This is a genomic window from Candidatus Neomarinimicrobiota bacterium, assembly GCA_036476315.1.
In the GTDB taxonomy this organism is placed as follows: Bacteria; Fidelibacterota; Marinisomatia; order Marinisomatales; family S15-B10; genus JAZGBI01.
The window spans coordinates 1-6,609 of sequence record JAZGBI010000025.1 but is presented as its reverse complement, the minus strand read 5'-3'; the positions used below and the strand labels follow the sequence as shown (position 1 = coordinate 6,609).

Sequence of the window (6,609 nt, the reverse complement as noted above, 5' to 3'; positions counted from 1 at the left end):
AGGCTTTTGAAAAGGGAGAGGATATCCATATTCGTACGGCGAGCAACATTTACGGTGTGCCCATGGACGATGTGTTGCCGGAGATGCGGCGGATAGCCAAGGTTGTAAACTTCGGTGTTATGTATGGTGCGGGAGCATTCCGAATGTCTCAGGAGCTTGGCATCCCCCTGAGGGAAGGTCAAAAGATCATTGATGCCTATTTCGAAAGGTATTCGGGAGTTAAAGATTTTGTGGAAAAGACCCTGGAAAAAGCGAGGGAGAAGAAATTCGTTCAGACGATGCTCGGGCGGAAGCGGTATTGTTTCGATATTGACCATTCGAACCAGAGGGTGAGACTGGCCGTGGAGCGGGCAGCCGTAAACATGCCCATTCAGGGTACGGCAGCAGAGATGATCAAGCTGGCGATGATTAACATACACGATCGCCTCCGAAATGAAAAACTGAAAACAAAAATGATTCTGCAGATCCACGATGAGTTACTGTTCGAAGTCCCGGATGAGGAGATGAACGAAATTCCCGACCTTGTGACTCATGAAATGGAAAACGCCGTATCCCTTGACGTACCGATCGTAGTGGATTGGGGCGTTGGAGAATCGTGGTATGAAGCACATTGAAAGAACCAAGAACCAAGAGCCAAGATAAAAGTAAAAGGATAAAAGATAAAAGTTGAGCAAAGTTGAGCAAAGTTGAGCAAAGCGAAATCCCGCCTGCCTGTCCCGCCAGAGGCGGCGGTCCCGATTATTTCGGGGACGCTCTCTCGGGGCGAAATCCCGACGCAGGTCGGGGGACCAAGTGACAAGGACCAAGTATAAAGGACCAAGTAACGAGTAACCAGTCACCAGTTAGCAGGAGGCAGTCAGTAGCAGTGGCAATAGCAGTCAGCAGGAGGCAAGATAAGAATAAGGGGATAAAGAATTCTTGGTTTCTTTATCTTGGAACTTGGCTCTTGGTTCTTGGGACTTGAATTATGGAAGCTTCCATTTCACTTAAAAGAGTAGGTAAGGTCATCGATGGGCGGTCCGTCCTTGTGGGTCTTTCCTTCGGGGTTGAACGGGGTTCACTGGTGGCCCTTGTGGGTCCCAATGATGCGGGGAAGAGCACCCTCCTTAAGGTGCTGGCAGGAATTGCGAGACCCGAATTCGGGAATGTCTTCATCAACGGTCTCGACACTCAACTGAGACGTGACGAGACGAAAAGAATGATCGGCTATATGCCACAGGCATCCAATCTGGACAATCAACTGACCTTGCGCGAGAATTTTCAATTTCATGCGGCCCTTTATGGTTTGACGGGGAACGCTTTGACCAATCGAATAGGCAAACTGGCACATGCCTTTTCTATCCAGGATTACCTGGACGACTTTCCGAGGAGTTTATCCCACGGTTTCCTCAAAAGGGCTATGGTTGTTCGAACGCTCCTGCACGATCCAGAGATTCTGCTGTTGGATGAACCTGGAACGTCTCTGGACATCCGGTCCAGATACCTGGTATGGGAGTATCTTCAGAGTACCCGGCACAAGAAAACGGTCGTCTACACCACTCAATCTCTTGAGGAGGCGGAGAGAATGCACGACAGGATAGCCATCATTGATAAAGGAAAGATCGTGCTGGACGGCACACTCGACCGGTTGCTCCACGATAGCGGGGAACTGTACCATTTTCAGTTGCATTTTGATCACCTTCCTGATGAGCTGTATGCCCAATTGGTGAAGGTCAGCACGGTGGTCAACCCTTCGAGGATTGGCGAGATTTTTGATTTTCACGGCCGCGATCGAAAGGTATTGCTTCAGGTCATCAAGCAATCCATCGAATCGGCGTTTTTGGATTATCGTTCCGACCGGGTGGGGCTGGAAACCTTGTTGCTTACCTCAACCGAGGGTTCAGTGGTATGAACTTGATTCCCATCTATTTTCGGAGACGACTATGGATTCTAAGACACCTCTGGCTTAGTGAGCTCACATTGACACTTCTTCTGCCGGTTGGGATTTACGTCTCCATCGCTGCCGGGTTGAACAGCCTGGTTGGCGTCTCCCAGGATGGGATTCCTTTCCGAGACTGGGTTGTTCCCGGGCTCGTCTTCGTCATTGCACTGATTGCTGCTTACTTTCCCGTCTTTGTGGAAATCTTCGAGAACCGGAAGATTCATCCGTTCCTGGAATCGGTCGCTGCGTCTCCAAACTCAAGTCTAACGATTGTCACGGCCTTCACCGTGTCCCTTCTTCCCGAAGTGATTGTGAAAAGTCTTGCAGCGGGAGTCATCGTCCAGCTTCTGGGAGGGTCGATTCTCAGGATTTTCCCATTCTTCGGTCTTATGTTTTTTGTTCTGATCCTGGGGGCTCTGGTCATAAATCTCGCCTTCACGGTCACCATCCTCACGTCAAGCTCGGTACTCAATCTATTTGTTGCGTTTCTCATATCTTTCTTTGTCGTTTTTGCGTCCGGATGGATTGTGCCCATCGGTTCATTTCCCCCGTCGCTATCATCGTTCTTCTCCTTCCTACCCACGGCTCAACTTCTGGAAGGTGGTCGCAAACTTCTGTTTCACAATCAGGTCACCTTTCTGACCTGGCTGGTACCTCTGGGAGTTTCACTTGTGTGGATTATTCTCAATTCAATCCTTTTTAGAAAAGTCAACACCGTATGAGGGCCTACCTTTCCGGCGCGATCGAATATGCCCATGACCACGGCGAAGCATGGCGTAATGAAATGACGGACTGGCTGAAAAAACACCTCGGGCATGACGTGTTCAATCCCGCTCTCCATGGTTCTGAACTGACCGAGGAAGAAAGGGCCAATTTCCGGAAATGGAAGGTGGACGACTATGGGCGGTTCATGACCACGGTGAGGAAAATCATTGACCGGGATCTGAAGGCCATTGTCGATGAAGTTGATTATGTCATATGCTACTGGAATGAGGAGGTGATTCGGGGGGCCGGTACACAGGGTGAACTTACCGTTGCCTATCACCTGGGCAAGAGGGTCTACATGGTACGTGAAATGCCGAGGGGAGAAGTCAGTTCGTGGATTCTTGGATGCTGTACAAAGGATTTTGAGAATTTCGATCAGTTAAAAGGCTGCCTCGAGGAAAAGTATGGCGGCTGATCACTGGTTTCTTTCCATTGATGGCGGTGGGACAAAGACGGACGCCCTGCTTTTCCATGCGGAGGAATTTGAGGGTTTCCGGATCACGGGGGAGGGAACCAACCCGAACGTCTACGGGGAGAGCGGTATTGAAGCTCTGGCAGACCTCATCTTCGAGGCTGCAAAGGCAGCTTCCATTCAAGCTGGGGTAGTGAGTGGATGCGTTGTTGGAATGGCCGGAATCAGCAATCCCAGGTACCGGACTCAAATTGAGGATCGACTTTCAGAAACCCTTCCCCGCGCCACTCTGAAACTTACGAGTGACGCGGAGTTGGCCCACAGAAATATTTGGGGTAATGCCAGGGGGATGACCTTAATCGTTGGGACAGGCTCCATTGCCCTGGGCACCGATAGCAGGGGAAATATCCGGAGATCCGGAGGGTTCGGATTTCAGGCGGGTGACGAAGGAAGTGGATACTGGCTGGGGAAAATGTTGTTGGCGGAGCTCATTGCCTCAGAGCGGTCAACAGTCGATGATATCCTGGAACTCAGGGACCAGGTTGTAGAAATCGCCGGCAGGAAAACTTTTGAGGATGCCGTCGCTTTTTTCTCCGGGGTGTTAGAAAGCGTCGCCAGAGTGGCAGAGCTGGGTCCCATCGTGCTCTCTTTCGCTGAGAAGAGGAATTTAGTTGCTTCTCAAATCGTATCGCAAGGTGCTGAAGCACTCGCATCGCTGATTGAAGATCTGTGGGAAAAGCTGGAATTGACGGGAAGTGAGACGGAAATTGGCATCAGCGGGTCCATTATCGTGGAGTCCGCATTCTATCGTGACGTACTCAAGAATCAGCTTCCGGTTGAACTTGACTCCCTGCGGTGGGTGAAGTCCGATTTTCCTCCTGTCTACGGTGGACTTTTGCTCTCCGATCTTCACATCTCGCCCGAGGACTATCCAAGAATAACTATTCAACATGTATAGACCGGTTGCTGAAATCAACCTTGATCGTCTGATTCGAAACTACCGGAAGATTTGCCAACACGTTGGTAATGTCAAGGTCATGCCGGTAGTGAAGGCCAATGCTTACGGACATGGAGCGGTTCCGGTCTCAAAAGCTCTTGAGAGCGAAGGCGTGAGTTTTCTGTCCGTGTTCACCTTGGGTGAGGCGACTGACCTCAGGGAAAACGGTATTAGGAGTGATATACTCCTTTTCTCTCGAACGACGGAGGATTATCTTCAGTCGGCCGTGGAACGAAACATAACGTTGAATATTTCATGGCCGGATGAAATACCTATGGTGTCCGCATTTGTCCGAAGGACTGGGAAGGGACCGAAGATTCATCTGAAGATTGATACGGGAATGACAAGGCTGGGTGTTTCGTATGATGAAGCTCTCGAGGTTCTGCGGGAATTGAAGAAACATCCGGAGATCCAGCTCGAAGGCATTTACTCCCATTTTGCCACTGCAGATGAAGGCGACCGTACGTATGCGTATCTTCAGCTCGAGAGATTCTCCAAGATTGTGGAGGTGAGCCGGGACATGAATATCCCGGTGAAGTATTATCACATTGGGAACAGTGGCGGTGTATTGAATATCCCTGAATCGTTTCACGATATGGTGAGAGTGGGAATGCTCATGTACGGTGCTTATCCTTCAGATGAAACAACGGAGTGCGTGGAAGTGGAGCCTGTGATGAACTTCAAGGGCCCGATCGTGGTGGTCAGGTGGGTCAAAGCGGGAGCCCCCATCAGTTATGGCAGCGAATATACTCCCGAAAGTGACGCGTTTATCGGTGTCATTCAGACAGGTTTTGCAGACGGGTTTCCCAGGAACTGGTACCGGCGAGGATATGTTGGATACAAGGGAAAGGACTACAAGATTGCGGGCAGGATATGCATGGATCAATTCATGGTTAATTTCGAGGATGATGAACCTCAGGTGGGTGAGGAGGTCCTTTTCTTCGGTGACGATGGCCTGAATCGCATTCGTGTGGAAGATATCGCAAAGGACATTGACACAACCACCTACGCTCTCATGACCGCCGTTGGCGGCAGAACAGAGAGGACGTACGTTGGCGGAAACGGATAGTAATTTGACGGAGGTCAAAATGAAAAGGATCAGGCCAATCGTGAGAAGTGGGGTAGGGCTTGCCATCCTAATACTTTTTCTCTTGAACGGCTGCGCCGTTGCACCATCAATCAAGGAGGAAAAACCGAAAGTTCTGGGCATTTCCGATCTGTCGCTGGAAGAGAAAGTAGCTCAGATGTTTATGACGCGTTATACGGGGGGGTTCTACACCGAATCTTCATACGTTTATCAGCAGGTCAAGCGGTTGGTCAAAGAGCACGGAATAGGTGGAATCATTCCCTTCTTTGGGAGTACCCACGGCACCATCGAGAATCTGAATGAGCTTCAGAGGCTTTCCCGCATACCTCTCCTTGTCGCTGCGGACTATGAGAGAGGTGTCGGTCAACAGTTGGACGGGGCCACACTTTTTCCCACAAATATGGGGCTGGCGGCTACGGATTCACCGGAACTGGCGTACAATCAGGGCATGATAACGGCTAAGGAAGCCAGGGCGGTCGGGGTTCACATCACCTTCGCCCCCGTGATGGATGTGAACAGTAATCCGGACAATCCTATCATCAATTTCCGAGCATTCGGCGATTCCCCTGAGATCGTTTCCAGGTTCGGGGTCGAATTCATTAAGGGCGCTCAAGAATCCGGTCTGATCGCCACCGCAAAGCATTTCCCCGGCCACGGCGACACGGGTACGGATTCCCACACGACCCTCCCGGTGATTGAAAAGGATAACAATACGTTCGAAAGTGTCGATCTTGTCCCGTTCAAAGCCGCCATTGACGCCGGTGTCAAGATGATCATGGTGGGACACATCGCCGTTCCTTCTCTGGACGAGAGCGGGAAACCGGCCACCTTGTCGAACAAGTTGAACGGTGACTTACTGCGGAACAAATTGGGCTTTGAGGGCATCATAGTGACGGATGCCATGGAGATGGGTGGAATTACGGAATCCTACTGGGCCGGAGAAGCTGCCATCAAAACCATTGAGACTGGGACCGATATGGTTCTTCTTCCCATGGACATTGACAGGGCCATTTCAGCTGTCACAGAGGCCGTCAGGAGTGGAAGAATTTCTGAGGACAGAATCGACGCGTCAGTGAAGCGGATACTGGAGGCGAAAAGAGAGTTGGGACTGTGGGACCAAAGAGAAGTCTCTCTTAAGAGTGCTCAGTCCATCCTCGGCCAGGATAAGTTTCTGTCAGCGGCAGGTGAAGTCTCGAGAAAATCGATAACGTTGGTTTCGGACAAAGCGAATCTAATCCCCATTCAGGCGGAATCTGTCAAGAATCCCATCCACATCCTCATCGCAACCGACGAAGGGATGCTCCCAATTTCCCGGCCGTTTCGTTCATCCATCTCCCGGATTTTTGAGAACGTGGAAACAAGATTCATCTACTACCCGTTGGATGGAGCCGAGGTCCAGAGCCTCCTCAATTGGGCGAAGGAAAGCG

At 50.7% G+C, this 6,609-nt stretch carries 7 protein-coding genes; all 7 read left to right on the top strand.

The window, feature by feature from the left end; translation table 11 throughout:
- Positions 1–614: DNA polymerase (locus V3U24_03015; protein ID MEE9166418.1), on the top strand; the 614-nt coding region annotated here is incomplete at its 5' end.
- A gap of 353 nt (positions 615–967) precedes the next feature.
- The gene (locus V3U24_03010; GenBank protein MEE9166417.1) at positions 968–1,891 is read left to right on the top strand and encodes an ABC transporter ATP-binding protein; all 924 of its coding nucleotides are present in this window, start codon (positions 968–970) and stop codon (positions 1,889–1,891) included.
- Entirely contained in the window at positions 1,888–2,643 is a 756-nt protein-coding gene (locus tag V3U24_03005) for a hypothetical protein (GenBank protein MEE9166416.1), read from the top strand. The genes V3U24_03010 and V3U24_03005 overlap by 4 nt, the downstream gene beginning before the upstream one ends.
- On the top strand, positions 2,640–3,101 hold the full coding sequence (locus V3U24_03000) for a hypothetical protein (protein MEE9166415.1): 462 nt from the start codon (positions 2,640–2,642) through the stop codon (positions 3,099–3,101). Before V3U24_03005 ends, V3U24_03000 begins: the two co-directional genes overlap by 4 nt.
- The gene (locus V3U24_02995) at positions 3,091–4,056 is read left to right on the top strand and encodes a BadF/BadG/BcrA/BcrD ATPase family protein (protein ID MEE9166414.1); all 966 of its coding nucleotides are present in this window, start codon (positions 3,091–3,093) and stop codon (positions 4,054–4,056) included. Before V3U24_03000 ends, V3U24_02995 begins: the two co-directional genes overlap by 11 nt.
- On the top strand, positions 4,049–5,164 hold the full coding sequence (gene alr / locus V3U24_02990; protein ID MEE9166413.1) for an alanine racemase: 1,116 nt from the start codon (positions 4,049–4,051) through the stop codon (positions 5,162–5,164). The genes V3U24_02995 and alr overlap by 8 nt, the downstream gene beginning before the upstream one ends.
- A gap of 19 nt (positions 5,165–5,183) precedes the next feature.
- Positions 5,184–6,609: glycoside hydrolase family 3 protein (locus V3U24_02985; protein ID MEE9166412.1), on the top strand; the 1,426-nt coding region annotated here is incomplete at its 3' end.

Coding starts and splice junctions, on each gene's coding strand:
- V3U24_03010 (MEE9166417.1), top strand. CDS start 968: ATGGAAGCTTCCATTTCACTTAAAAGAGTAGGTAAGGTCATCGATGGG.
- V3U24_03005 (MEE9166416.1), top strand. CDS start 1,888: ATGAACTTGATTCCCATCTATTTTCGGAGACGACTATGGATTCTAAGA.
- V3U24_03000 (MEE9166415.1), top strand. CDS start 2,640: ATGAGGGCCTACCTTTCCGGCGCGATCGAATATGCCCATGACCACGGC.
- V3U24_02995 (MEE9166414.1), top strand. CDS start 3,091: ATGGCGGCTGATCACTGGTTTCTTTCCATTGATGGCGGTGGGACAAAG.
- alr (MEE9166413.1), top strand. CDS start 4,049: ATGTATAGACCGGTTGCTGAAATCAACCTTGATCGTCTGATTCGAAAC.